The 24,575-nt window shown below is 47.7% G+C and carries 22 protein-coding genes, 2 tRNA genes and 2 rRNA genes; 8 read left to right on the top strand and 18 right to left on the bottom strand.

Annotated elements, in window-relative coordinates:
* Nucleotides 1-36 precede the first annotated feature (36 nt).
* The 5 genes from PGW99_RS11485 (at nt 37) to PGW99_RS11465 (ending at nt 4,908) form a co-directional block, all read left to right on the top strand.
* A tRNA-Ile gene (locus tag PGW99_RS11485) sits at nt 37-113 on the top strand.
* Nucleotides 114-151: 38 nt separating this feature from the next.
* A tRNA-Ala gene (locus PGW99_RS11480) sits at nt 152-227 on the top strand.
* 372 nt (nt 228-599) lie between these two features.
* A 23S ribosomal RNA gene (locus tag PGW99_RS11475) occupies nt 600-3,489 on the top strand.
* Between the two features lie 170 nt (nt 3,490-3,659).
* A 5S ribosomal RNA gene (rrf, locus tag PGW99_RS11470) occupies nt 3,660-3,774 on the top strand.
* Nucleotides 3,775-4,284: 510 nt separating this feature from the next.
* On the top strand, nt 4,285-4,908 hold the full coding sequence (locus tag PGW99_RS11465; RefSeq protein WP_273777845.1) for a class I SAM-dependent methyltransferase: 624 nt from the start codon (nt 4,285-4,287) through the stop codon (nt 4,906-4,908).
* A 60-nt stretch (nt 4,909-4,968) separates the two neighbouring features.
* On the opposite strand, the gene PGW99_RS11460 is transcribed toward PGW99_RS11465, so the two are convergent.
* The 4 genes from PGW99_RS11460 to ribF form a co-directional block, all read right to left on the bottom strand.
* Nucleotides 4,969-5,451, bottom strand: coding sequence for an FKBP-type peptidyl-prolyl cis-trans isomerase (locus PGW99_RS11460; protein WP_273777843.1), 483 nt, complete (start codon nt 5,449-5,451; stop codon nt 4,969-4,971).
* On the bottom strand, nt 5,448-5,984 hold the full coding sequence (lspA, locus tag PGW99_RS11455) for a signal peptidase II (RefSeq protein ID WP_273777842.1): 537 nt from the start codon (nt 5,982-5,984) through the stop codon (nt 5,448-5,450). Before lspA ends, PGW99_RS11460 begins: the two co-directional genes overlap by 4 nt.
* A complete protein-coding gene (gene ileS, locus PGW99_RS11450; RefSeq protein WP_273777841.1) occupies nt 5,977-8,820 on the bottom strand; it encodes an isoleucine--tRNA ligase in 2,844 nt (947 codons plus the stop codon). The genes lspA and ileS overlap by 8 nt, the downstream gene beginning before the upstream one ends.
* Before the next feature lie 61 nt (nt 8,821-8,881).
* Nucleotides 8,882-9,883: a riboflavin biosynthesis protein RibF gene (gene ribF, locus PGW99_RS11445; protein ID WP_273777840.1), complete on the bottom strand. Its 1,002-nt coding sequence runs from the start codon at nt 9,881-9,883 to the stop codon at nt 8,882-8,884.
* 299 nt (nt 9,884-10,182) lie between these two features.
* Here ribF and PGW99_RS11440 point away from each other — a divergent pair, with 299 nt between their 5' ends.
* Nucleotides 10,183-10,746, top strand: coding sequence for a 5'-methylthioadenosine/S-adenosylhomocysteine nucleosidase family protein (locus PGW99_RS11440; protein ID WP_273777838.1), 564 nt, complete (start codon nt 10,183-10,185; stop codon nt 10,744-10,746).
* 154 nt (nt 10,747-10,900) lie between these two features.
* Here the strand turns inward: PGW99_RS11440 and PGW99_RS11435 are convergent, their stop codons facing one another.
* From PGW99_RS11435 to ubiG, 13 genes are all read right to left on the bottom strand, one after another.
* Nucleotides 10,901-11,512 carry a TetR/AcrR family transcriptional regulator gene (locus PGW99_RS11435; RefSeq protein ID WP_273777837.1) on the bottom strand — a complete coding sequence of 204 codons (612 nt, stop codon included), beginning with the start codon at nt 11,510-11,512 and terminating at the stop codon, nt 10,901-10,903.
* Between the two features lie 290 nt (nt 11,513-11,802).
* Nucleotides 11,803-12,603 carry an ABC transporter ATP-binding protein gene (locus PGW99_RS11430; protein ID WP_273777836.1) on the bottom strand — a complete coding sequence of 267 codons (801 nt, stop codon included), beginning with the start codon at nt 12,601-12,603 and terminating at the stop codon, nt 11,803-11,805.
* Between the two features lie 16 nt (nt 12,604-12,619).
* Nucleotides 12,620-13,423 carry an aliphatic sulfonate ABC transporter permease SsuC gene (ssuC, locus tag PGW99_RS11425; RefSeq protein WP_273777835.1) on the bottom strand — a complete coding sequence of 268 codons (804 nt, stop codon included), beginning with the start codon at nt 13,421-13,423 and terminating at the stop codon, nt 12,620-12,622.
* Nucleotides 13,423-14,598 carry an FMNH2-dependent alkanesulfonate monooxygenase gene (gene ssuD / locus PGW99_RS11420; RefSeq protein WP_273777834.1) on the bottom strand — a complete coding sequence of 392 codons (1,176 nt, stop codon included), beginning with the start codon at nt 14,596-14,598 and terminating at the stop codon, nt 13,423-13,425. Before ssuD ends, ssuC begins: the two co-directional genes overlap by 1 nt.
* Nucleotides 14,599-14,644: 46 nt before the next feature.
* Nucleotides 14,645-15,631, bottom strand: a complete 987-nt coding sequence (locus tag PGW99_RS11415; protein WP_273777832.1) for an aliphatic sulfonate ABC transporter substrate-binding protein — start codon at nt 15,629-15,631, stop codon at nt 14,645-14,647.
* 10 nt (nt 15,632-15,641) lie between these two features.
* Nucleotides 15,642-16,616, bottom strand: coding sequence for a sulfonate ABC transporter substrate-binding protein (locus PGW99_RS11410; RefSeq protein WP_273777831.1), 975 nt, complete (start codon nt 16,614-16,616; stop codon nt 15,642-15,644).
* Nucleotides 16,617-16,947: 331 nt separating this feature from the next.
* Nucleotides 16,948-18,300, bottom strand: coding sequence for an amino-acid N-acetyltransferase (gene argA / locus PGW99_RS11405; RefSeq protein WP_273777830.1), 1,353 nt, complete (start codon nt 18,298-18,300; stop codon nt 16,948-16,950).
* A 132-nt stretch (nt 18,301-18,432) separates the two neighbouring features.
* Nucleotides 18,433-18,816: an RcnB family protein gene (locus PGW99_RS11400; protein ID WP_273777829.1), complete on the bottom strand. Its 384-nt coding sequence runs from the start codon at nt 18,814-18,816 to the stop codon at nt 18,433-18,435.
* Nucleotides 18,817-19,013: 197 nt separating this feature from the next.
* Complete coding sequence (locus tag PGW99_RS11395) at nt 19,014-19,400, bottom strand: RcnB family protein (protein ID WP_273777827.1); 387 nt, start codon at nt 19,398-19,400, stop codon at nt 19,014-19,016.
* 262 nt (nt 19,401-19,662) lie between these two features.
* Entirely contained in the window at nt 19,663-19,818 is a 156-nt protein-coding gene (locus PGW99_RS11390) for a hypothetical protein (RefSeq protein WP_273777826.1), read from the bottom strand.
* A gap of 163 nt (nt 19,819-19,981) precedes the next feature.
* Nucleotides 19,982-20,728 carry a YciK family oxidoreductase gene (locus tag PGW99_RS11385; protein WP_273777824.1) on the bottom strand — a complete coding sequence of 249 codons (747 nt, stop codon included), beginning with the start codon at nt 20,726-20,728 and terminating at the stop codon, nt 19,982-19,984.
* A 20-nt stretch (nt 20,729-20,748) separates the two neighbouring features.
* Nucleotides 20,749-21,453 carry an HAD family hydrolase gene (locus PGW99_RS11380; protein WP_273777823.1) on the bottom strand — a complete coding sequence of 235 codons (705 nt, stop codon included), beginning with the start codon at nt 21,451-21,453 and terminating at the stop codon, nt 20,749-20,751.
* Nucleotides 21,454-22,167: a bifunctional 2-polyprenyl-6-hydroxyphenol methylase/3-demethylubiquinol 3-O-methyltransferase UbiG gene (ubiG, locus tag PGW99_RS11375; protein ID WP_273777822.1), complete on the bottom strand. Its 714-nt coding sequence runs from the start codon at nt 22,165-22,167 to the stop codon at nt 21,454-21,456.
* 180 nt (nt 22,168-22,347) lie between these two features.
* On the opposite strand from ubiG, the gene PGW99_RS11370 reads away from it, so the two are divergent.
* Nucleotides 22,348-22,965, top strand: coding sequence for a thiol:disulfide interchange protein DsbA/DsbL (locus PGW99_RS11370; protein ID WP_273777819.1), 618 nt, complete (start codon nt 22,348-22,350; stop codon nt 22,963-22,965).
* Nucleotides 22,966-23,018: 53 nt separating this feature from the next.
* On the opposite strand, the gene PGW99_RS11365 is transcribed toward PGW99_RS11370, so the two are convergent.
* A complete protein-coding gene (locus PGW99_RS11365; protein WP_273777818.1) occupies nt 23,019-23,672 on the bottom strand; it encodes a TetR family transcriptional regulator in 654 nt (217 codons plus the stop codon).
* 180 nt (nt 23,673-23,852) lie between these two features.
* Here PGW99_RS11365 and rph point away from each other — a divergent pair, with 180 nt between their 5' ends.
* Nucleotides 23,853-24,569, top strand: a complete 717-nt coding sequence (rph, locus tag PGW99_RS11360) for a ribonuclease PH (RefSeq protein WP_273777817.1) — start codon at nt 23,853-23,855, stop codon at nt 24,567-24,569.
* Nucleotides 24,570-24,575 lie beyond the last annotated feature (6 nt).

The following is a 24,575-nucleotide window of genomic DNA, read 5'->3' as shown; positions in this document are numbered from 1 at the left end:
TCCACAACAAGTTGTTCTTCATGACGATGTATCTGAGGGTCTGTAGCTCAGTTGGTTAGAGCACACGCTTGATAAGCGTGGGGTCACAAGTTCAAGTCTTGTCAGACCCACCATGACATACTCATACGATACATTGACTAATGATATAGCTGGGGACTTAGCTTAGTTGGTAGAGCGCCTGCTTTGCACGCAGGAGGTCAGGAGTTCGACTCTCCTAGTCTCCACCACGTATTTCGGTACGAGGCTAAAGCTAAAGATTGCAGAACTTAATGAATACGATGATGTTTATTAATTTCTGTGATTTAAGTATCACGGTATTAAGCATGACCTGACGAAGGCGTGTTTATTCATTAACAGATTGGCAAAATTGAGTCTAAAATAAATTGTTCACTCAATTCAGAAGACAGTAGCAAGCAATTGTGAATGTTGAATGAAATTGAGAACTAGCAAATTAACTGAATCAAGCGTTTTGGTATATGAATTTAGATTGAAGCTGTACAGTGCTTAAATGCACGGGCAACAAACTGTGGATTGACTAAGTAATTAGTTAATCTGTCTTGATCCTACTTGTAGGGATTAACGACTGTTTGGGGTTGTATAGTCAAGTAATTAAGTGCATGTGGTGGATGCCTTGGCAGTCAGAGGCGAAGAAAGACGTGATAGCCTGCGAAAAGCTTCGGGGAGGCGGCAAATATCCTGTGATCCGGAGATATCTGAATGGGGGAACCCACCTATCATAAGATAGGTATTGCATGATGAATACATAGTCATGCAAGGCGAACGAGGGGAAGTGAAACATCTCAGTACCCTTAGGAAAAGAAATCAATTGAGATTCCCTTAGTAGCGGCGAGCGAACGGGGACTAGCCCATTAAGTTATCTAAGTTTTAGTGGAATGCTCTGGGAAGTGCAACCATAGTGGGTGATAGTCCTGTACACGAAAGGGCTTAGATAATGATGTCGAGTAGGGCGAGGCACGTGAAACCTTGTCTGAATATGGGGGGACCATCCTCCAAGGCTAAATACTCCTGACTGACCGATAGTGAACCAGTACCGTGAGGGAAAGGCGAAAAGAACCCCTGTGAGGGAGTGAAATAGATCCTGAAACCGCATGCATACAAGCAGTGGGAGCACCTTCGTGGTGTGACTGCGTACCTTTTGTATAATGGGTCAGCGACTTATATTCAGTAGCGAGGTTAACCGTATAGGGAGCCGTAGAGAAATCGAGTCTTAATAGGGCGTCTAGTTGCTGGGTATAGACCCGAAACCGGGTGATCTATCCATGAGCAGGTTGAAGGTTGGGTAACACTAACTGGAGGACCGAACCCACCGTCGTTGAAAAGCCGGGGGATGACTTGTGGATAGGGGTGAAAGGCTAATCAAACTCGGTGATAGCTGGTTCTCCCGAAAGCTATTTAGGTAGCGCCTCGGACGAATACCATAGGGGGTAGAGCACTGTTTCGGCTAGGGGGTCATCCCGACTTACCAAACCGATGCAAACTCCGAATACCTATGAGTACTATCCGGGAGACAGACTGCGGGTGCTAACGTCCGTAGTCAAGAGGAAAACAATCCAGACCGCCAGCTAAGGCCCCAAAATCATAGTTAAGTGGGAAACGATGTGGGAAGGCATAGACAGCTAGGAGGTTGGCTTAGAAGCAGCCACCCTTTAAAGAAAGCGTAATAGCTCACTAGTCGAGTCGGCCTGCGCGGAAGATGTAACGGGGCTAAAACTATGTGCCGAAGCTGCGGATGTATACTTTGTATACGTGGTAGGGGAGCGTTCTGTAAGCCGATGAAGGTGGATTGAGAAGTCTGCTGGAGGTATCAGAAGTGCGAATGCTGACGTGAGTAACGACAAAACGGGTGAAAAACCCGTTCGCCGAAAGACCAAGGGTTCCAGTCCAACGTTAATCGGGGCTGGGTGAGTCGACCCCTAAGGCGAGGCCGAAAGGCGTAGTCGATGGGAAATTGGTTAATATTCCAATACTTCTGTGTAATGCGATGAGAGGACGGAGAAGGTTAAGTCAGCCTGGCGTTGGTTGTCCAGGTGAAAGGATGTAGGCATGTATCTTAGGCAAATCCGGGGTACTCTATGCTGAGATCTGATAGCAAGCTGTACTTGTACAGTGAAGTGGCTGATACCATGCTTCCAGGAAAAGTCTCTAAGCTTCAGTTACACAGGAATCGTACCCGAAACCGACACAGGTGGTCAGGTCGAGTAGACCAAGGCGCTTGAGAGAACTCTGCTGAAGGAACTAGGCAAAATGGTACCGTAACTTCGGGAGAAGGTACGCTGCCGGCGGTGATAGGACTTGCTCCTTGAGCTGCTGGCAGCCACAGAAACCAGGCCGCTGCAACTGTTTATTAAAAACATAGCACTCTGCAAACACGAAAGTGGACGTATAGGGTGTGATGCCTGCCCGGTGCTGGAAGGTTAATTGATGGGGTTAGCGTAAGCGAAGCTCTTGATCGAAGCCCCAGTAAACGGCGGCCGTAACTATAACGGTCCTAAGGTAGCGAAATTCCTTGTCGGGTAAGTTCCGACCTGCACGAATGGCATAATGATGGCGGCGCTGTCTCCAGCAGAGGCTCAGTGAAATCGAAATCGCTGTGAAGATGCAGTGTACCCGCGGCTAGACGGAAAGACCCCGTGAACCTTTACTGCAGCTTGACATTGAACTTTGACCTTACTTGTGTAGGATAGGTGGGAGGCTTTGAAGTTGGAACGCCAGTTCCAATGGAGCCGTCCTTGAAATACCACCCTGGTAATGTTGAGGTTCTAACTCTGACCCATAATCTGGGTCGAGGACCATGTCTGGTGGGTAGTTTGACTGGGGCGGTCTCCTCCTAAAGAGTAACGGAGGAGTACGAAGGTGCGCTCAGCGTGGTCGGAAATCACGCGTAGAGTATAAAGGCAAAAGCGCGCTTAACTGCGAGACCCACAAGTCGAGCAGGTACGAAAGTAGGTCTTAGTGATCCGGTGGTTCTGTATGGAAGGGCCATCGCTCAACGGATAAAAGGTACTCTGGGGATAACAGGCTGATACCGCCCAAGAGTTCATATCGACGGCGGTGTTTGGCACCTCGATGTCGGCTCATCTCATCCTGGGGCTGAAGCAGGTCCCAAGGGTATGGCTGTTCGCCATTTAAAGAGGTACGCGAGCTGGGTTTAGAACGTCGTGAGACAGTTCGGTCCCTATCTACCGTGGGCGCTGGAAATTTGAGAGGATCTGCTCCTAGTACGAGAGGACCAGAGTGGACGAACCTCTGGTGTACCGGTTGTGACGCCAGTCGCATCGCCGGGTAGCTATGTTCGGAAGGGATAACCGCTGAAAGCATCTAAGCGGGAAGCCTACCTCAAGATAAGATTTCCCTAGGACTTTATGTCCTCTAAAGATCCGTTCAAGACTAGGACGTTGATAGGTTGGATGTGGAAGCATAGTGATATGTGAAGCTGACCAATACTAATTGATCGTGAGGCTTGACTATACAACACCCAAACAGTTGTTGTATCAAGCTAGATTCATCATAAATACTTGATTTAGTTAAAACTAAAGCTAAAATGAACACCTTAAAGTAAGATTCAATACAGCCCAATCTGTTCAAGATTTGGTAACTAAGTGGCATCAAGTAAGACCACTGAAAACCATAACAGTTGTGCTGGCGACAATAGCAAGAGTGAACCACCTGATCCCTTCCCGAACTCAGAAGTGAAACCTCTTCGCGCTGATGGTAGTGTGGGGTTACCCATGTGAGAGTAAGTCATCGCCAGCTCATTATTCCTAAAAACCCCCACCATTAAATATGGTGGGGGTTTTTTCTTTGCCTAGTAAAAAATGCAAAAGATTTTACCCACACCTTAGCCTCCTGAGCATCACGACTAGATCAAAATAGAACGTGAGGGGAAATTTTTAAAAGTTAGATGGTATTAATTAATGTACATATGAAAAAGCCCTATCTTCCTGATAGGGCTTTTTCGTATCACTATGATGCCATGTAACTTGCCTGTTACGGCTTTGACCACCTTGTCGTCTTTATTTTTTATTCTTATTATGAAAGAAACATCCTGTCTTTTGTTGAGTTAAAGATAAAAGATTCGAGAGAAGGTGAATAGTCGTGAATGGCCTCTTGTGCTGTACGTTATGGCGTACAAATTTCACGTTTCGGCAAAGTGAATAATTAGACTTCTTTAAACAAAATATATTTTTATAATCTGTTTGAATTATCTAGAATCAAGACGATTTTAAATTTGACTTTATTTGTAAAATTCCAAAGGCGGTTCATATGCAAGATATATGGGATAAACGTTATCAAGAAACTGGACATTTGTATGGGGCTGAATCTAATGTCTTTATTCAGGAAATTAATCGGCGCTATCCTATTTCTGGCCATACTCTAGCTATCGCCGAAGGTGAAGGCCGTAATATTCTTTATATTGCCCGTAGTGCACAAGAAAAGCATTTACCGATTGATGTTGAGATGTGGGACTATTCGAAAGTTGCAATCGACAATGCCCAATCCTATGCACAAACTCAGGGAATTGAGTCGAAAACTTACTGTGTGGATTTGGCACATGCTAGCTGGCCTGAAAATGAATATGACAATATCCTATGTGTATTTGGTCATTTTGGCTCTGATACCCGATTGAAGACCTTACACGGAATTCGTCAGGCGTTGAAAAATGGCGGATATTTTATCGGGGAAGTCTATTCTAAAACACAGCTGAACTATCAGACGGGTGGGCCAGGTAAATTTGATTTCCTGTATGATCCTCAAGAAATTTTACAGGTTTTCCAGAATGATCATCTAGTGCATTTTTTTGTGGGGGATGTTGAGCGATATGAAGGAAAATTGCATCATGGCAAAAGCCATGTCATCCAATTTATGATTCAAATCGTCAAATCTTGACTTTTTTCTTTTATAAAAAAGCCTCCTAGAGAGGAGGCTTTCCGATGATGAAGCTTGAACTCACATCAATTTAATACCTTGCTGACCAGCAGGGGTGACTTTGAAGATTTCCACTTCAAAGGTAATGTTTTTACCGGCCAGTGGATGGTTAAAATCCACTTCGGTAATATCCTCATTAACTGATTTCACTACACCGAACAGACTTGCTTTCGCTTTGTCTTCAAATTCGATCATATGGCCTACAATCGGGGTTTGTGCAAATTTGACAGTATCAAATTTCTGTACATTTTCCGGATTCCATGGACCGAAAGCATCTTCAGGTGGTAAATGCACAGTACGACGGTCACCAGCACGCAAACCAAACAGTGATTTTTCAAAACCGGGTAATAAGTTGCCATCACCAATCACCAAGCTTACCGGTTCTTCACGGTTGCGGGTGTTGTCGATCTCTACACCATTTTCGATGGCAACCGAAAAATGCAAATCTACTTTAGAACCGGCTTCGATACGAATTTCTTCGTTAGGATTAATAATTTCAGTCATTTTTGCGCTTCCGCATTTTGGATACGGTTTTTCTCAAGGAAAAAGGTATCTATCAAAAGGAGAATCGTACCAAGGGTAATGGCACTATCTGCAATGTTAAAAGCAGGGAAATGGCTATTTTGATAATAGACATGGATAAAATCCACCACATAACCTAGAGTTACCCGGTCGATCAGGTTGCCGATGGCGCCGCCTAGGATCAGGGCAATCGCCATTGGCAGAATCACCAATTTTTTTGGCATACGTAACAGCCAGAATGCAAAAACCAGTGACACGATCCCTGCCAGCGACGTAAAGAAATAACGTTGCCATCCTCCTGCGTCGGACAAGAAACTAAAGGCAGCGCCATAGTTATGCAGCAATGTCCAATTTAAAAAGGGCAGGACGGGTACTGGATCTGCATAATTCAGATAAGTACTAGCAATCCATTTGGTCCACTGATCCAGCACGATGGCCAGGACAGCAAGTCCCAGCCATAACAGATTATGCGGATAGAACCGAAATAAGCCCTTTTTCTGCTCGGTGTTAGGCATACTTTCTCTCTTCGCCTTGGCCTGATGGAAGATTGATAATACAACGACCACACAAGCCAGGATGTTCATGATGTGTATTGACATCCGGCAGTACATGCCAGCAGCGTACACATTTCTCACCCTCTGCTGCAGACACCTGAACGCGTAGTCCTTCTAGATCCGTTGCTTCACCTTGTTCAGCAAAGTCATGGACTGCAACCTGTGAAGTGATCAAGACGAAACGTAATTCATCACCTAACTGGTTCAGCACGGTTTTCAATTCAGCATTGGCCCAGAGCTCAACTTTGGCAGACAGGTTTGAACCGACCAGCTTGGCATTACGAGCCGCTTCAATCTGCTTGTTCACCGCAGATTTCACGCTGATCAGGGTTTGCCAGTCGGCTTCAGACAACAGGTTGGCCGTTGTGGAGACCGGAATGTCATACCATTCTGCGGTGAAGACATATTTTTCTGTTTGCTCAGGAATCAATGGCCAAGCTTCCTGTGCGGTAAAGCTCAGAATCGGGCTCATCCAGCGCACAAAGGCCTGTACCAGATGATACAGCGCAGTTTGTGCTGAATGACGTGCCTGTGAATCCGTCTTGGTGGTGTACTGACGGTCTTTAATGATGTCGAGGTAGAAACCACCGAGGTCATTGATACAGAAATTGGTCAATGAACTGCAGACGATATGGAAGTTCATATCATCATAGGCTTTCTTGATGGTGTCCTGAACTTCAGCCGCACGTTGCAGAATGTATTGATCTAATGCAATTAATTGATCTACAGGCAGGGCATCGGTTGATGGTTTGAAGCCATTCAGGTTAGCCAGCAAGAAACGCAGGGTATTACGGATACGACGGTAACCATCTGATGCACGGCTGAAGATTTCCTTACCGGCAGTCATTTCATAACGGTAATCCGAGGATGCGATCCAGAAACGTAAGCCATCCGCGCCCATGTCCTTGATGATGTCTTGCGGGGTAATGATATTGCCCAGCGATTTTGACATCTTGCGGCCTTTCTCATCCACCACGAAACCATGAGTCAGCAGGCCTTTGTACGGTGCACGGTCATTGATGGCAATTGAAGCCAATAACGAAGTCTGGAACCAGCCACGGTGCTGGTCTGAACCTTCCAGATAAAGATCCGCAGGATCGGTCAGCTCTTCACGCTCACGCAATACGGCATAATGGGTCGTACCTGAGTCGAACCAGACGTCCAGGGTATCACGTACACAGTTGTACTGTTCCGCTTCATCACCGATGAAATCTTTGGCTTCGCGGCTGAACCAGGCATCAATGCCTTCCTGTTCGATCAGCTTCGCCACTTCTTCGATCAGTTCTTCAGTGCGTGGGTGCAGTTCGTTGGTGTCTTTGTGTACAAAGAACGGAATTGGCACACCCCAGGTACGCTGACGCGAAATACACCAGTCCGGACGGCCTTCCACCATGGATTCCATACGGTTTTGACCCCAGTCCGGGATAAACTCGATGTCTTCACGGATGGCTTTCAGTGCGCTGTCACGCAGGTCTTTTTGATCCATGCTGATGAACCATTGCGGCGTCGCACGGAAGATAATCGGGGTTTTGTGGCGCCAGCAGTGCGGATAGCTGTGCTTGATCGCGACATGCGCCCAAAGTTTGCCAGATTCGGCCAAGGCAGCAATGATTTGCGGGTTGGCTTTATAGATGTGTTCACCGGCAAAAATCGGTGCGGTTGGTAAATACACACCGTTGCCACCGACTGGATTATCCACTTTTAGGTTATAAATCAGACCGACTTTATAGTCGTCTACACCGTGGCCAGGGGCGGTATGTACTGCACCAGTACCACTGGTCGCGATGACGTGCTCACCCAGAATCACCGGAACTTGGCGTTCCGCAATTAATGGATGTTGTAGGACCAGATGTTCTAGTTTTGCACCGGCAAATTCGGCAATCACTTCAATGCTGTTAAAGCCATAGCGTTCAGTGGCAGATTCCACCAGATCTTTGGCCAAAATGAAGTTTTGTGGCTGTTTTTCTTCACCACGGGCTTTCACCAACTGGTATTCGATCTCAGCATGCAGGGCAACAGCCTGGTTCGCTGGCAATGTCCAAGGTGTGGTGGTCCAGATTACGATGTCCGTTGCATCCTGAACTTGTACACCCAAACGTGCAGAAAGATCAGCCAAATCGACCACGCTAAAGCCAACATCAATCGCGTCAGACTTTTTATCTTCATATTCAACTTCGGCTTCAGCCAGTGCTGAACCACAGTCCAGGCACCAGTTCACCGGTTTTAGACCCGGCTGGATATGGCCCTGTTTCTGGATCGCGCCCAGTGCACGAACGATATCCGCTTCCTGCTTGAAGTTCATGGTCAGGTAAGGATTATCCCATGAGCCGAATACACCCATACGGATGAAGTCTTTTTTCTGCAGTTCCACCTGGCTCATCGCGTATTCACGACAGGCTTTACGGAAAGTTGCGGCATCCACTTTTACGCCCACTTTACCGACTTTTTCTTCCACTTTCAGTTCGATTGGCAAACCGTGACAGTCCCAACCTGGTACATACGGTGCATCATAGCCATCCATCACACGGCTTTTGATGATGATGTCTTTCAGGACTTTATTGACTGCATGGCCCAAGTGGATTTGACCATTGGCATACGGAGGACCATCGTGCAGGACGTATTTTTTCTTGCCGATGCGCGATGCACGAATCTGCTGATAAATGTCGTCGGCGTACCACTCTTCTAACCATTTCACTTCACGCACGGCCAGATTTGCTTTCATGGCAAAATCGGTGCCCGGCAGGTTCAGCGTGGCTTTATAGTCCACTGCATTTTCAGGAGTTTGCTTATCGCTCATGCAAGTTGTCTTCCAGTTCAATCAGCGGAGCGCTGACGTGTTTTACAATCAAAATTCTAGGTTAAAGTGGAAAATTCGGCGTGTTTTCACGGAACGCGCGCAATTTTACCACATCATCATCGATTCCGGCTTTTAAGGCTTCAAGTGAAGGATAGTTCAGCTCACCATGCAAATAGTTGAGGAACGTCACTTTCATTAGCAAGCCATACAGATGGGCTGAAACCTCCGGGAAATGAACTTCTAATCGCCATTCCGGCTGTTCTTGCGCGATGGCTGGTCGAGTACCAACATGGCCTGCGCCAAACAGGCTGCCCGGGAGATAACCCGGAATGCCGGGTTTTTGCGGATGCTGACTTTGTACATTTTTGGCCAGATCACCCTGTTGCCATTCGACCTGTACGCCATAAATCCCTTGCAGGCAGGGTTTGTGCCGTCCGACCCGGACATTGATGGTCGGGAAATCCAGGGTACGGCCAAGCTGATCACCATATTGGACGCGTCCAGTAATGCTATAGGGACGACCCAATAATTGCGCTGCGAGAGCCAGATCACCTTGTTGTAGTACCTGGCGGATCCGGGTGGAACTGACACGTTCCCCACCAAATTCAACGGTATTTAAATTGGTCACTTCAAAGCCATAGCGACGTAAAAATTCGCTATTCCCCTGACGGTTTTTACCAAAATGGAAGTCATCGCCCAAAACCAGGCTTTGCGCATTCAGCTGCAGTTTCAGCATGTCGGCAAATTCTTCCGCACTGAGATGGCGAAAGGCGCGATCAAAGCGTGCCACTGCAATATAGTCCACACCCAGTTCAGTGAGATATTCGACTTTTTCGCGTAATGAGGTAATGCGGGGCGGAGCCTCATAACCTTTGAAGAACTCGAGCGGTTGCGGCTCAAAAATCATCACCAGAGTTTTTAAATTCTGGGCTTCCGCCCGGGCTTTTAACTGGGCAATCATCGCCTGATGTCCGACGTGGACACCATCAAAATTGCCAATCGTCACTGCGGTTTTTGGCAACTGTGTATGGGGTGCTAAAGCATTCAGACGGAGCAGCTTCATGGCGTTAAAATGAGCTTAAAATTTTAAAGTGATATATATTGCCATATTCTCGCGCATTCGTCTTGTTGTTGTGTTTTTACTCAGATTTTTTTAACAGATCCTGCTGAAACAGCACTAAGCCTCGGGACGCAAAAGCTGCTCTTTTGAAGTGAATGCAGTCTAACCCTTGAGGTTTTCCAGTTTATATTTTTGATCATGCCACTTTGCAACGCGGCTACCGGGCCGCATGCTAAAATAGTACAGCATACATGTTTGCAACCATATTTTTTTCGTCCTCCTACGTCCGGGAATTTACTTTCATGAAATCTGATTTGGCCTTGATTATGGCTTTGCCGAGTGAATCTAAAGGTCTGTTTGAACAGGCCGGGATTGATGTGCATTACAGTGGCATTGGCAAAGTCAATGCAGCCTTTAAAGCCTTTGAGGTGATCCAGAAAACCGGTTGTAAAACCTTGCTGAATTTGGGAACGGCGGGAAGTTCCCAATTTGAACGTCACAGTCTGGTAGAAGTCAAAACTTTTGTGCAGCGGGATATGGATGTATCGCCGCTGGGTTTTCCTGTCGGCGTCACCCCAATGGATGAGTATTTACCTGCGGATATTCACCTACAGCCTTTTTTTCAGCATTTACCGCAGGGCATTTGTGGAACCGGGGATAATTTTGAAACCGCGTTGCCTAAAGTACATTGTGATCTGGTGGATATGGAAGGTTATGCACTGGCTAAAGTCTGCAATCGGCTTGGAGTACGTTTACTGTCGGTCAAATACATTACCGATGGCGCGGATGATACGGCACATATGGATTGGGAGGAGAATCTGCTGGTTGGGGCTAAAAAACTATTGTCGCTGTATCAAAGTTTCTAAGCGGGCCGTTCACCTTGATGGCGTGTGGCGATGCAGGGTATGACAGTGATAAAGGGTGTGACGATAAATTGACTTGAAGCTTTTGGCGACCATAGAACTCTATGGTCGTATTGCCAAGATTTTCCCCGTGTCCGGCGAAAATGGGAAGGTTGAATTAACGTGGTAGTACGCCGTAGAGCATCATGTGCACGGTATGTTCGATGGCACGTTGGTTCATGCTGCGGTTGCGGAGGGTTTTGCCAGTCACCATTTCCATTTGGCTGCTGAAGTCGGCATAGTTTTGCGTCACCGCCCAGATATTTAAAATCAGTAATTCTGGATCAATGGCAGCAGAAATTTTGCCTTGTTCTTGCCAGGTGCTAATGACTTTGGCTTTACGCTTGAACAGCTTTTTCAGTGGCCCTTTCAGGATCGGTGAAATATGCGGTGCACCTTGAATGATTTCCAGAGCAAACAATTTTGAAGCTTTAGGCTGCGTGCGTGAAACTTCGATTTTATCCATCAGATAATTGGTTAAAGCTTCCGTCGGTTCGAGTTCAACTTCAAGGGTTTGCAAAGGTGCAAGCCATTTCTGCAGGACGTTGGTCAACACCTCTACATACAATGCCTCTTTATTTTCATAATAATAAAAAATATTCGACTTGTGCATATCGGCCAATTGGGCAATTTCATCTAGACTCGCTCCATTGAATCCATAATGAGAAAACACATCCAACGCTGCATTCAACAACTGATGTCGTTTTTGGGTACTCTTCTTTTGTTCCATTTTGTTTGAAAAAGAATGAATAAAGGGGAATCGCAAATTGTAAGCCAATTAGGCTGTTTTGTGCAGAATCTAAACTTTTTTTTGCTTTATTTTATTCGGTTAAAGATCTTAGAATTTTAATCTTAATCAATATTTACATGATTTTTGCACTAATATAGCGCAAAACAGGTGGTGTATTTTTATCAGTGATGAAGATGAAATCATTATATATTTTTAGTGATTATTAAAAGCTGATGAGATTGCAGGAGAACACTGATTTGAGCCACGCCGTGACGTGACTCAAAGCTGTTTTAGGTGGCTAAGACCGCATCGAGCACCTGCTGTTCGAGTTCGGCAAAAGCGATACTTTTTTTGCGTGGGCGAGGCAGTTCAACATTAAACGTCCGGGCGATATGGCCTCTGTCCAGCAGAATAATCCGGTCGGCGAGCTGTACGGCTTCAGCCACATCATGGGTGACCAGTACCGCAGTAAAGCCTTGCTCTTGCCAGAGTTGTTCGATCAGTTTCTGCATTTCCAGGCGCGTCAGGGCATCCAGTGCCCCTAAAGGTTCATCCAGCAATAAAATCCGTGGAGTATGTGAAAGGGCACGCGCTAATGCCGTACGCTGACGCTGTCCACCCGAGAGTTGTGCCGGCCATAGTCCGGCTTTTTCTTTTAGTCCCACTTTTTGCAGTAAATCAGAGGCCTGTGTATGCTGGTCTTTGTCCAGCCCGAGTTGAACATTCTGCTGAATGGTTTTCCACGGCAATAATCGTGGGTCTTGGAACATCACGCGAATATCGTCGCTGGTGATGCCTTCGCGGATATGGCGTGCAGATTTGAACTTGATTTCACCATAACTGGCCTGTTCCAGTCCGGCAATCAGACGCAGCAGGGTGCTTTTGCCACAGCCACTACGACCGACAATCGCGACAAATTCACCCGGCTGGATGTTGAGGTCGAGGTCTTGCAGGACTTTGACCTCGCCATAAAATTTGTGCAGCTGCTCAATCAGGATTTCACCGCCTAATGGTACTTGAGAAGTTGTGGCCGGCAGCTGTTCAGGTTGTGCTGGCTCATCGGCATAAAAGCGAATTGATAAATCGTTCATTGGAATGCTCCTCTTCTTATTTTTGATAGCCGGCATGCCAACGTAACAGGTAACGTTCCAGGCCTTGTGACAAAACATCCGCCAGCTTGCCGAGCAGGGCGTAGAGCAGAATACCCACCAGTACCACATCAGTTTGCAAGAACTCACGGGCATTCATGGTCATATAGCCGATACCGGATTGGGCGGAAATGGTTTCAGCCACAATCAGCAACACCCAGACCAGACCCAGCGAAAAGCGTAGACCGACCAGAATGGAAGGCATGGCACCCGGTAAAATAATCTCTTTATACAGCTGCCAACCTTTGAGACCATAGCTTTTTCCCATCTCGATCAGTTGTGCATCAACAGAACGGATGCCATGGTAAGTATTGATATACACCGGGAAAAATACGCCGACGGCCACCAAAAACAGCTTGGCGGTTTCATCGATGCCAAACCATAAAATCACCAGGGGAATCAGTGCCAGAGCCGGAATGTTGCGGATCATTTGCAAGGTGGTATCCAGCAATGTTGAAGCGGCTTTAGACGAGCCATTTAGCAGGCCGAGCAGCAATCCCAAGCCACCACCAACCAGCAGGCCGAGCAGAGCACGTCCAGCACTGACCTGGACATGCTGCCAAAGCTCACCACTGAGAGATAGACGCCAGAAGGCGCTGACTACGGCACTCGGTGCCGGTAGAATCCGGCTTTCCAGCAATCCGCCACTTGAGGCGAGTTGCCAGATGAGAAGAAGTAGAATCGGGAACAGCCAGGGCAGCAAACGCTGCCCGAGTTGTTTTGTTCCACGTGAAACAATTTTCCCAGAAACAGGGTTGCGCATCAGGCCAGCTCCTTGGCGATGGATTTGTGCTTCGCCTGTTCAGGGATATAGTTATTGGCAATGATTTCGCCAAACGGCCCTGTCAGGTTGGGCTGTGCCAGTTTTTTACGGGTTTCGATCGGCAATAATGGAAAGACCAGTTCGGCAAAACGGTAAGCTTCTTCCAGATGTGGATAGCCAGAGAAGATAAATGTGCCAATGCCCAGATCTGCATATTCCTGAATGCGTGCCGCCACAGTTTCCGGATCACCCACTAGAGCTGTGCCACAGCCACCACGTACCAAGCCAACACCGGCCCAGAGGTTAGGAGCTACTTCCAGCTTATTGCGGTCGCCATTATGCAGGGCAGCCATGCGTTGCTGGCCCACAGAATCCATCTGGGCAAATTTTTTCTGTGCTGCTGCAATGGTGTCATCATCCAGATACTGGATCAGGTCATTTGCAGCCGCCCAGGCTTCTTCATTGGTTTCACGGACAATCACATGCAGACGGATGCCATAATTTAAACGACGGCCTTTGGCCGCTGCACGGGCACGCATATTTTCGATTTTTTCTTTGACCGCTGCCGGTGGTTCCCCCCAAGTCAAATAGGTATCGACCTGTTCCGCTGCCAGCTCATGTGCTGCTTCCGATGAACCACCAAACCATAAAGGTGGGTGAGGATGCTGCACAGGTGGATACAGCAGTTTGGCGTCATCAACTTTTAAGTGATCGCCGTGGAAGGTAAAGGATTCTCCTGTATGTGAACGGGTAAGGATTTCACGCCAGATTTTGGTGTATTCTGCTGCGGTCTGATAGCGTGTCGCATGGTCTTCATACAGTCCATCACCTTTCAATTCCTGCTCGTCGCCTCCAGTCACCAGATTCAGCAAAACACGCCCGCCAGATAACCGGTCAAAGGTCGCTGCCATGCGTGCAGCCAGCGCTGGTGTGGTGACGCCCGGGCGTAGTGCCACCAAAAATTTTAAATGTTTCGTTGCGTCGATCAGGCTAGCTGCAGTAATCCATGGATCTTCACAGGAACGGCCTGTCGGGATGAGGACACCTTCATAACCGAGGTTGTCTGCAGCAACCGCAATCTGCTTCATGTAGGCATGATCGACCTGACGCGCACCTTTGCTGGTACCGACATAACGGCTGTCACCATGGGTAGGAATGAACCAGAAAATTTTCATTATGTGTTCCTTTAAAATTGATTTAGGTAAATTCAGAAAAATTGAGTTATTGGCCAGTCCAGACGTTATGCTGAACCTGGATTTTTTGCGGAATCAGTCCGACCTGTACAAACATGTCGGCAATACGTTGCTGTTCGGCAATTACGGCTGGATTGAGCGGCTGTACGGGAGCGGGTTTAGGTCGCTTCTGCACCACTACTGCAGCAATTTTTGGGTCAATGCCGGTACTTTGTGCCAAGACGTCAACTGCCTGCTGAGGATGCTGGACCACCCATTGATCCGCCTGATTGACACTGTGCAGAAACTTTGCTGCACTTTGCGGATGCTGTTTTAAGAAAGCAGGGCTCGCGACATAAAAAGAATAGGTTGCCGGGAACGCCTGACCATCGACCAGTACTTTGGCGCTGCCATCCAGTTCAGCTGCGCTCAGATAGGGATCCCAAACCACCCAGGCATCGACTGAGCCTTTGCTAAATGCCGCACGGGCATCGGCAGGCGGCAACCAGATCGGCTGGATGTCTGACCAGGACAGCCCGGCTTTTTGTAGCACTTTGGCCAACAGTTCATGCGCACTGGAACCTTTTTGTACCGCGATACGTTTGCCTTTCAGTTCACTCAATTGCTGAATCTTGGATTTGTTTGGCACGACCAGCGCGTTACCGGTGGTGGACACCGGTTCAAAGCCAAGATAACGAATCTCCTTATTGGCTGCCTGCGCAAAAATAGGTGGAGTATTGCCGACATAGCCAAAATCGACTGCGCCAATCGCAATGGCTTCCAGCATTTGCGGGCCGGCTGGAAACTCTTTCCAGGCAATTTTGCTCTGTGGAAACTGTTGTGCCAAATAACCCTGTTGATTGGCGACCAGTAAATTCAGGGCACTTTTCTGAAAGCCAACGGTCAGGGTTTTGACTTCCGATTGGGCAGGTGGATGCTCTGCAGCGGTGGTCGCCGTTTCACTTTTCTGGCAGCCACTCAGGCTGAATGCCAGTCCGAGCAAAGCACTGAGAGAGAATAGTTTTAAGGTGGCCATGGGTATGCTCTTATTTAATGTCGTTGTTTAAGATGGCATCTTGAATCTTGATTTGTTTTGGAATCAGCTTTTGCTGATAGAACGCATCGGCCACAGCTTGCTGCTGCTGGACGACCTGTGCCGAGATGGGCTGCACGCCAAAACTCATGCGGGAAATCGAGCTTTTCAGGATGTTGGCGTCCAGTCCGGTTGGCTTTTCTAGTAGTTTGGCGGCTTCATCTTGATGTTGTGACACCCATTGCGTGGTGCTGTTCAGTTCATTCACCACGGTTTTCAAAACCTGCGGGTTTTGCTGCGCGAACTTGCGGTCGGCGAGATAAAACTGATAGTTGCTCACCAGATTCTGGCCGGTTGCCAAGACTCGCGCACCGATCTGTTGTTCTGCTGCTGCAAAGAATGGATCCCAGATGACCCAGGCATCCACCGCACCGCGTTCAAAGGCAGCCCGTGCATCGGCCGGTGGCAGGTACACCACTTCAATATCTTTTAAGGTGAGTTGATGCGCTTCGAGTAGTTTTAACAGCAGATAATGCACATTCGAGCCTTTATTCAAGACCACGCGTTTGCCTTTGAGTTGCTCGATGCGCTGGATGCTGGAATCTTTTGGAACCAGCAACGCTTCTGCAGTGGGCGCGCCGGGCTGATTGGCCACATAGACCAAGTTAGGATTGCTGGCCTGAGCGAAAATAGGTGGGGCTTCGCCTACTTCACCAAACACCACGCTGCCGACATTTAGGCCTTCCAGTAACTGAGGACCAGCCGGGAACTCCACCCATTTCACCTGCATACCCTGATCTTTCAGTGCACTTTCCAACGTCCCGCGCGCTTTCAAGATCGGTAGTACACCATATTTCTGGTAGCCGATCTGTAAGGTGGTATTTTGCGTTGCAGCCGGTTTACTGCAAGCAGACAGCATCATGACGCCCGCAATACTTGCAGCAAGAACAGCGTACTTGGTCCAGGAGGTTTTATAAGGGTTGTTCATGATGATGTGTGCTCCGAATCATGGTTCAGTTCAGTGAATGCACACAAACTAAAGCGATTAGTGAGCAGGAAAAAATAAAAATTAAGGCATTACTCATACGAAATTGAGATAACCAAAATGCTGCAAAGCTTATGGGAAAAGATGCTGTAACGAGTTCCCATAAGAGGTTTTTGATTTTTCTTAATCAATTGATTTTATTGTTTTTTATTTTAAATAGCAGATGGAGCCATATGGGTCATTATTTTTTAGCTCAACATAGCCATGAGATATCGTCATCCGCATTGATAACGATATCGAAAATACAGCTATATCAGCTGTCGTAAAAACAGCATCAAATCAATTTTTTAAACACCATGGAGTTGCGCTGATAGTTATATAGCGCCTGACGGGTATTGGGGAGATCGTCGACGCTGGCAGGGGCGAAACCATGTTCGAGAAACCAGTGCGCAGTTCGGGTAGTGAGTACAAAGAGTTGCTGAATTCCGTTCGCTTTGGCTTTGTCTTCCAGAAAATGCAGAATCTGGCTGCCCCGATTCGACTTACGATAGGCTGGATGTACCGCGACGCAGGCAATTTCTGCCGAGCGGATTTCATCTGCGCTGGTTGGTATTGGATAAAGCGCTGCACAGGCCAGAACCGTACCATCGCGCTCAATCACCGCAAACTGGCCAATTTCATTTTCCAGACGTTCCCGTGAGCGATAGACCAAAATCCCTTCTTCTTCCAACGGACGTAGTAAATTAATCAGACCGCCTACATCACCAATATTGGCCATACGCACTTCTTCATAATGTGCCTCGGTGACCATAGTGCCGATCCCATCGCGGGTGAACAGCTCTTCGATCAAGGCACCATCATAGCTATAGGACAGCAGGTGTACGCGACGTACGCCGTGTTGTGAGGCATATTTCGCCCCTTGCAGATGTAGGGCAATTTCCGGTTGCTTCTGCTGATAATGCTCAATGTGCTGATCCAACTGATTTGGCGTGATTTCCCGTAGCAATTTACCCTGATCATCTTCGAGACCTTGTCGCTCCCCGAGAAAGATCAATTTCTCTGCTTTCAGGGCAATCGCGGTTTTGGTACCCACTTCTTCGGCTAGTAAATTGAACACTTCGCCCGTGGTGGAGTAACCAGTTGGGCCAAGCACCACAATATTGTGGTTATCCAAATGCCGGTGAATTGCTGCGCTATCAATCGAGCGCACCTCACCGGTGAGTTGAAAATCTACACCCTCACGGATGCCATAGGGTTTGGCCGTGACAAAATTGCCGGAGATTACTTCAATGCGTGCCCCATACATGGGGGAGTTGGCCAGTCCCATCGACAGCAGTGCTTCAATTTCCAGACGGATCGAACCCACTGCATGCATCACACAACTGAGTGATTCACGTGTGGTGACGCGGCGGTCGCCATGAAAAGGCGTGACAATCTGGCGCTGTTGCAGGTTCTCATTGATTTGAGGACGGGCACCATGCACCAGTACCAGCCGGATGCCGAGCGAGTGCAGCAGGGCAATATCATGGATGATGTGCTGAAAGTTAGGATGCTGTACGGCTTCGCCATCAAACATCAGCACAAAGGTTTTATTACGGTGGGCGTTGATATACGGTGCAGAATGACGAAACCAATGCACATATTGTTGTGTGTTACGGCTGTGATGGTCGAAAAATTCTGCTGGCATAGCGGTCTCAATGTGAATGCGTATTCATCTCTGCTGATTCTAAACAAAAAAATAGCGCTGGCATATAACAGGCAAAAAAACACCCAAACCGGGGTTTGGGTGTGGAGGAGGAACTCCCAAGGCTGTACGGGATTAATTAATAATGCGCACAATGCGGTTATTACGCTCATTGACCAGCACAAAGTCGCCATTGATCTTATACCACTGCTGATAACGACCAGGTTTGTTCAAGCCTTTATAATGACGATAATTCACTTCATTGCGTGACTGATCCCAGTAACGGGGCAGTACCTGACCTACACGCCAGTCACGGCTTGGGTCAACACGATGTAAGCGGCGCTGTTCATCATAATGGCGGTGATCCTGATATCGATCATGATCGCGATCCTGCCAGTGGCGTTCATCGTATTGATAGCGTGTTGCATGATCGCGGTGCTGTTCATAGGTGCCCGCCATTGCAGTGCTTGTCAGCAAGGCTGACAAAGATAAGCCGAGTACGGTTGCTAAAGTTTTCATGTAGACCTCTTTATTTCCTTCGTTGTATAAGAAATAAATTAATCAACAATTGGCGAGAAATCGTGAAGATTTCTAAGTGTATTGTGAAAGTTATGGAGGAATCCGGCAGACGGTGTAACGCTAAATTTGAGCTTTTAATGTGCACGAAAAAAAAGCCCAAAACGGATAGGTCTTGGGCTTTAGTTAGATCAAAAGGTTTAATCGCTGACAATACGCAGGATCCCGTTGCTATCTGAATCTACTAAAATATAGTCGTTGTTGATCTTATACCATTGCTGATGACGGCTAGGCTTGGGCAAATTGTGGTCTTTATATTCCACCTTATAACCCTCACCGCGATAATGCTGGGGCATTACATAACCGGTTTGCCATTTGTGCTGTTTCAGGCGCTTAACCCCACGTTCTTCACGTAAACGACGCTGTTCAAACAGATCATCACGCTCTTCACGCCAGTCACGTGCATCGGAATACTCACCCCGTGCTTCAAAATGTTGCTGTTTGGCAAAAGGTGGTGCTGCGAATGATGTTGTGCTCGCCAGCACAGTGACACAAGATAATGCCAGAACTGTCAAAATCTTTTTCATGTTGCACCCTCATTCACAACTGCATGGATTCCTTATAGCTAATTTACGCATCAAATGCAGAGAAACTATGAAGATCAACGCAGAGTTTTTTTAAAAATATTGCGCGGCAAGCATAGCATGTCAGATCATCCGCTCGTATTGCACAAATGAGCAATCTCTGCAGCAGCCTGAGCTCTCGTTGCGGGTGTTTAACTTCCATTTCGTAGTTCGATGGGCTGTAACAAGAAAATCGGTTTTGCCCATTTTGCTGTCGATGCGATTCTTAATTCCACTGTTGGTATAAGGCTTCAAGCTGTTGAATGGTTTCCGCGATCCCATGTGCTTGTTCGGCATTTTCCAGAGCCGAAATGAAATTTTCAGGTAATTGCCAGGTTTCAATCGAACGCAAAATTGCTGCCTTACGGATTGGGTCAGCCATGAGGTTTCCTCTGTGTAATGGATTACTTAGGGAGGACTATATCGGGAATTTTTAAATCTTAAAAACCGAATAATTTTATAAAATTAATTTAATAATCCGATTTTAATTTCTGGCTATTATAAAAAAGCACCCTGATCGGGTGCTTACTGAATCGCCTAGTCGTTTAACCCTGTGCATCAATACTGCTTCCATTCAGATGCAGGCTATCTTCACCCATGAGATACAGATAGGCCGGCATAATGGCTTCCGGTAAAGGGAGGGTCTTTGGATCCTCATCCGGATAGGCCTTGGCACGCATTGCGGTACGGGTGGCACCGGGATTGATACAGTTAAAACGCACATTCGGATAGGTGTTTTCTGCTGCAAAAATTTTGCTGACCGCTTCGATGGCAATTTTCGAAACCGAATAGGCGCCCCAGAGGGCACGTGCTTCACGGCCTACGCCCGAACTGGCAAAGACCACAGAGGCATGCTCAGACTGCTGCAATAACGGCAATAAGGCCTGGGTCATGACAAATGGTGCACGCAAGTTCACGGCCATGACATCATCCCAGACATCGACTGGATAATGAGCCAGTTCAGTCCGTTCTCCCAGAATGCCGGCGTTATGCAGGATACCATCGAGACGACCAAACTGCTGTGAAAGGGTGTCAACCAGCAGTTCATAATCGCGTGTCGAAGCGCTGGACAGCTGCAAAGGCAAAATCGCCGGTTGTGGCGCACCCAGGCTTTCAATCTCGTCATAAATGACTTCGAGCTTGTTCAGCGTACGACCATGCAACACCACGGTTGCACCGTGCAGGGCATAACTGATCGCGGCGGCACGACCAATACCGTCTCCCGCGCCAGTGATCAGAATAATGCGGTCTTTCAGCAAGTCCGGACGGGGCTGGTATTCGGAATATTTCATGAGAGACCTCCTATCTATTGTTATGTTATGGCCAGCTTGTCAGATCCCGTTTGTTGTAAAGTCAATAATTGCTGTAGGGTCTGATGCAGTTGAGTGACATTCTCCACTATACAGTCGGCTTGCCAGGCTGTTAAGTCATCTTTGTGTTGTAAAGGCAAATAGCCATAGGCGGCCAGAATGGTATACATGTTGGCATTGCGTCCGGCATCAATATCACGGGGATGGTCACCCACATAAATGATCTGTTCCGGGTCAATCGCCAGCTGTTGTGCCGCCAGATACATCGGTTCAGGATCCGGCTTGGTTTTCGTGACATCTTCCGGGCAAACCAGTACGGCACAGCGTTGGGTGAGATTCAGCGCCTCGAGCAGCGCTTCGCTCAAGCCACGAGGTTTGTTGGTGACAATTCCCCACGGAATCTGCTGGTTTTCCAGCTGTTCAAGTAAGGGATACATGCCGTCAAACAGGTCGGTCTCGACGGCAATATCTTCACCGTAGAGATCCAGGAAGCGTTGGCGGTGGCCCAAGAAAACTGGATCGGTCACGTCCAGTTCCGGATAGACCAGTTTTACCATGGCACGTGCGCCTTCGGATACTTGGGTGCGGATCAGGTCAGCCGCCACAATCTCGCGACCTTCATGGCGACACATGTCCTGAATAATGCGCACAAAGTCGGCTGCTGTATCAATTAACGTGCCGTCGAGATCAAATAAAACCGCTTTCATTTAACCCTCTGCATTGACCGTGTAAACCATGTAATTGACATCTACATTCGGCGCTAGCCAGTAACGTTTGCTGATCGGATTGTAATGTAAACCGGTCATTTCTTTCAGTTGCAGGCCCGCATTACGGATATCGTGTGCCAATTCGGATGGACGGATAAATTTGTGATAGTCATGCGTACCTTTTGGCAACATACGCAGCACATATTCCGCACCGATAATCGCAAACAGGTAGGATTTTGGATTACGGTTAATGGTCGAGAAGAAGACTTGGCCGCCCGGTTTGACCAAAGTCTGGCAGGCTTGGATAATCGAGGCCGGGTTAGGGACATGTTCCAGCATTTCCATACAGGTCACAACATCATATTGGCCGGCCTGTTCTTTGGCGAGTTCTTCGACTGGAATCTGGCGATATTCAATATTTTGAATCCCTTCCTGTTCGGCATGTAAACGACCTACAGCCAAAGGGGCTTCGCCCATATCAATGCCGAGGACATTGGCACCGCGACGCGCCATGCTTTCCGCGAGAATGCCACCGCCACAACCCACGTCCAAGACTTTTTTACCGGTCAGACCTCCTGCATGTTCGTCAATCCAATTCAGACGTAAAGGGTTGATCTGATGCAGTGGACGGAATTCAGAATGCTGGTCCCACCATTTGGCAGCAAGTGCTTCGAATTTAGCAATTTCTTGTGGATCAACATTCGGTTGCGACATGGAGGCACCTCAATTTACCTGGTTATTTGAGAAATCTTCTGTGCTGCTAGTGTAGCGTCAATTCTGGAAAAAGCGATAAATCGCGTAAAAAAGTTCACACAAGCAAAACCATTTCCGCATATTTGTTTTATATTGGCGGCATATGCTACGCATAACAATTGATGAGGAAAAATAAAGCAAATGAAAAAGTTTATTTTGGGTGCAGTGTCTGCTGCGGTGATGGCCTTTTCGGGGACAACCATGGCGGCAAATTTTGTGGCGGGCACGGACTATCGCGTGGTCGCGAATCCGGTCAAAGTGGAAGTACCGGGTAAAATCGAAGTCCGTGAGTTTTTCTGGTATGGCTGTCCGCACTGTTTCGTGCTTGAACCGCATATGCAGACCTGGTTGAAAAAACTGCCAAAAGATGTGCGTTTTGTGCGTACTCCCGCTGCGATGAATCCAGTGTGGGAGCAGGGTGCTCGTGGTTATTACGTGTCAGAAGCTTTGGGTGTACGCAAGCGCAGTCACTTGCCATTATTCCATGCGATTCATGTCAATAAGCAGCAAATTTTTGACCAAGCATCACAGGCAAAATTCTTTACCCGTTATGGCGTACCAGAAGCGAAATTTAACAGCTTATTTAACTCCTTCGCGATTACAGCCAAAGTGGCTCAGTCCAACCGTCTTGCCCAGCAATATCAGTTAACTGGTGTGCCTGCAGTGGTGGTGAATGGTAAATATGTGGTGCAAGGTGAAGACGCCAAAGTCACCCAAGTGGTGAATTACCTGATCGAGAAAGAACGTAAAGCCAAATAATCTATGGTTGGTGTATCAAACCCGCTACGGCGGGTTTTTTTATGCTCATGTGATCAGGCTGGTTCAGCAGCTGAATCAGCACAGTGCAAAATGCCACAGAACAGCAAATGCAGCTGGGTCTGGCTACGTTGTAATAAAACCTCACGTTGCGCTGGCAAGTTTGCCGCATCATTCTGCTGTAATAATTTGATCCAGGACATGGCCCAGCTTTGCGCCAGATTGATCAGCAGATGGCCCAAAGCCTGCTGTTCGGCAGGTTGTAGCGCCTGAATCGAGGCATGTTGAGCAAGATTATAGCTACAATCGTCAATCAGAAAATTGATTTCCCGTTCGATGGCTTCACGCACCGGCGTACAGCCCCCCCAACGTTCCGCAATCATAAAAATCCACGGTTGAGGATAGGCTTCCACGGCCTGAAAAAATAGCTCGAGGGTATGTTCAGGAGGATGTTGCGGTTGCTGCAGGGCAGCCAGGCTGAGCTGATACAGTACTTTCTTGAGCTGTAAGGAGGCTTGATCAACTAGCTCTAGCCCAAGGTGATCCATATCCTGAAAATGACGATAAAATGCCGTGGGTGCCAGACCAACTTCACGTGCGACTTCACGTAAACTCAGGCTGCTGAACGAGCGTCCCTGGGTACACAATTGCAGGACAGTATCGAGCAAGGCCTGATGACTCTGTTGCTTGCGTGCGTCACGAATCGACATAAGGACACCCTGAATCAGAAATGTTCACAGTGTAGCAAAAAGTAAAAAAAAGAGCGTAATTCCAGAGTTAATAATGTGAAATATTTCACATTTTTTAAAATGATGGCTTGCTCCTGATTCAGTGATGCATCTGTTATACTAGAGCGCCTTCCAATCAACTGTAGCGATAAAGGAAACCTTATGCGTATTGACCAACGAGCACTAGACCAACTTCGTGAGATTAAGATCACGCGTAGTTATACCCGTTATGCTGAAGGTTCCGTGCTGGTTGAATTCGGTCATACCAAAGTGTTGTGTACCGCCAGTATTGATAACTCCGTACCGCGTTTCTTGAAAGGGAAGGGACAAGGTTGGGTGACTGCTGAATACGGCATGTTGCCACGTTCAACCCATACCCGCAGTGACCGCGAAGCGGCACGTGGCAAACAAAGTGGCCGTACTCAAGAAATCCAGCGTTTGATTGGCCGTAGCCTGCGTGCCATGGTGGATTTGAAAAAACTCGGTGAAAATACCATTACCATTGACTGTGACGTGATTCAGGCCGATGGTGGCACCCGTACTGCCGCGATTACCGGTGGCGCCGTGGCTTTGGTGGATGCCATGAATGTGTTGCTGAGCCAGAAAAAAATCAAGCATGACCCATTAACTGGTCTGGTTGCTGCAGTGTCGGTAGGGATGTATCAGGGCGATGTCTTGCTTGACCTCTGTTATGAAGAAGATTCTAACTGTGAAACCGACTTGAATGTGGTGATGACCCAGTCTGGCGAGTTTATTGAAATTCAGGGTACTGCAGAAGACAAGCCATTCACGCGTCAACAGGCCGACCAGATGCTAGCTTTGGCTGAACAGGGCATTCAAACCCTGGTGCAAAAACAGCAAGAAGCTTTGGGTTGGTAATCACGA

The organism is Acinetobacter sp. GSS19 (assembly GCF_028621895.1).
GTDB lineage: Bacteria > Pseudomonadota > Gammaproteobacteria > Pseudomonadales > Moraxellaceae > Acinetobacter.
This window is presented reverse-complemented; position numbering and strand designations above follow the sequence as displayed.